The sequence below is a fragment of the Fusibacter sp. genome (assembly GCF_057447755.1).
In genome coordinates this window covers 1-2,435 of sequence record NZ_JBVBZF010000435.1, presented here as the reverse complement: position 1 = coordinate 2,435, position 2,435 = coordinate 1, and the positions used below count along the sequence as shown (strand labels likewise).

The 2,435-nt window shown below is 37.9% G+C and carries 3 protein-coding genes, 1 tRNA gene and 1 other RNA gene; all 5 read right to left on the bottom strand.

Annotated elements, in window-relative coordinates; translation table 11 throughout:
* The coding region (locus tag AC220I_RS21345) for a hypothetical protein (protein WP_486725890.1) at window positions 1-319 on the bottom strand (319 nt) is incomplete at its 3' end.
* Window positions 320-578: 259 nt separating this feature from the next.
* Window positions 579-842, bottom strand: an RNA gene (ffs, locus tag AC220I_RS21340) — signal recognition particle sRNA large type.
* A gap of 11 nt (window positions 843-853) precedes the next feature.
* A tRNA-Ser gene (locus tag AC220I_RS21335) sits at window positions 854-943 on the bottom strand.
* 1 nt (window position 944) lies between these two features.
* Window positions 945-1,400: a nucleoside deaminase gene (locus AC220I_RS21330; protein WP_486725889.1), complete on the bottom strand. Its 456-nt coding sequence runs from the start codon at window positions 1,398-1,400 to the stop codon at window positions 945-947.
* Between the two features lie 15 nt (window positions 1,401-1,415).
* On the bottom strand, window positions 1,416-2,204 hold the full coding sequence (locus tag AC220I_RS21325) for a class I SAM-dependent methyltransferase (RefSeq protein WP_486725888.1): 789 nt from the start codon (window positions 2,202-2,204) through the stop codon (window positions 1,416-1,418).
* Window positions 2,205-2,435: the final 231 nt, after the last annotated feature.

Here is a 2,435-nt window from a genome sequence, read left to right as displayed (position 1 = left end):
TATGGTCTATAACTGACCTCATAATCTTAAGACTTTTAGGCTTCTGATCTTGATTTGCAATTGGACCACTGATCTCAACAAAAGATACACTTCTTTTCTCTAAATTATTTACAGTGTCCATCGTTATATAATCAACATCTATCATTTTATCATCAGATTCTGCAAGCATTCTCAGCAAGGGTTCAATCTCAAGCGGTTGAAATTCTGGACGATTTAAGCTTTCATTTGAAATAATAGACGCTGTAATATCAAGGGATTCTAAAACGCCTTTTAATGGCGTATCTATTAACTTAATTTCAATAGGATCTTTCTTTTGCACCCTCTCAACATAGCAAAAAACGCCAAATAACACAGCATTGACGATAAATAGAGCAAAAATCACTATGGAAATGAATCTAATCAAATATTTTATTGTTTCTCTTTTTATTGTTTCTCTTTTTGTTGAATCCTTCGCTTGATTCACTTATTTTCCCCACGATCTGATAATTTGTAACACTATGTAAATTATATTAAAAAAAGCGCTAAAAATAAAGTAAAACAAAAAAAGCTGTCCTCAGACAACTTTTTTAATATGTAAGCCGTGCATCCATCTTCGAAATATCATTACAGACGTTACCATAACAGTTAGCTCAAACCAGGAACCCCCGCGGCACATAAACGGTCCTATTTACCGCTGCTTCCTTCCAGATCTGACGGGGTTCATAAGTGTTTATTGCGCAGGACCCAATTATCAACACCACTTATTATGGGCAGACTCAACAACGGTATCCCTTAGATGGACTTCAATCTTGCTACAGCGGATTGCAAGTTACAAGGCACCGCTACCTCCCCATCTAGCACGGCATATATTTTATGGCGGAGAGAGCGGGACTCGAACCCGCGGGGCCATGACAGCCTTACACGCTTTCCAGGCGTGCCCCTTAGCCAGCTCGGACATCTCTCCACTATCTTAATCTTTTAAAAAAACGCTTCATAAGTTCAGAACATTCTTGACTTAAAATACCTTCATTTATTTCACAATAATGATTTAATCCCTTAAAGTCAAACAGATTGAAAATTGAGCCACATGCACCCCCTTTAGGGTCCCTTGCGCCAAAATTTATCGACCTAATTCTGGACTGATAAATAGCCCCAATACACATAGGGCAGGGTTCAATTGTAACATACAGCTCACAATCTGTCAATCGCCAGTGGCCTATATTTGCGCAGGCTTCATTAATGGCATTTATTTCTGCATGCGCTATGGCATTTTCCGATAATTCTCGCGTATTATGGCCTCTGCCAATAACTTTACCATTTTTAACGATAATTGCACCAATTGGTACCTCGCCTAGATTATAAGCTTTTTCAGCCTCTAATAAGGCCATTTTCATATAGTCTATTTTATCACTTGTCACCATAGCCTGCCACCCCTCTTAAAGCTTAGTGCAGACAATCGTATAGGTCTTGGGAATACCACTGTCAAAAACTTCCGACGAAAGATTGGGTTCTTCTCTGAGCTCATTTATTAAGAAACCAACTCGAGCAAGTGCCGTCACGACTTCACCCAATGTCCATTTCCTCAATTTTACTTTTTCAACAACCGCTTGTTCAGCATATTTCGAAAATGCAACTTCCTGTTCTTCTAGGGCAGTACTAAAGTAATCACCAGTCACCTTGTGTTTTCTCACCTTGGCTGTTGATCCCCTAGATGAGATGAGTTTGGTTGAAACTGGGTGGAAATCTCTGAGTATGAATTTTCCATTATTGACCAATAGGGCATTTACATTTTTAAAAAAAGCATCCAGATTTTGAAAGTAGTGAACAATCCCCATTTCTGCAAAGGCAAGGTGACTCTTATTCCCATGCTTATCCAAATTTATTTCTAGGACATCACATATTTCATAATCAATTTTACAATTGCACGCTGCTGCAAGTTCAAGTGCATATTGTTGATTTCCAGGTGAAATATCAAATACCGTCACATTCGCGCCTAATAAACTTAGTGCCACTGCCTTTTGGCCCATCGACCCCATCAAATTTGATATGGTTTTACCCTCAACATCACCAAAATATTCATAAATAGGCTCTAATATTTTTTGCGGGTTCCTCATGATTTTTTGGCCTGCTTCCACAGGCAATCCATATTTTTTAACATATGCATTATACGTTTCCTGACGCCATAATTCATTGTTGTTCGTATTTTGATAAATTTCTGAACTCATCTTTTATTTCACCTCAAATTGTATTCGAAAAAATAATTATATACACCTGTTCTTAATATTCTACCCTAATTTTATAACTCATAGTTTACTTTTTATAATCGCATACGTTTCAAGCATGCTCTCTTTTCACTTAAATTTCATTAAACAAACCCCTGTAATCAATTGATCACAGGGGCTGTACAATCATGGCGCACCCGAGAAGATTTGAACTTCCGACCTACCGCTTAGGAG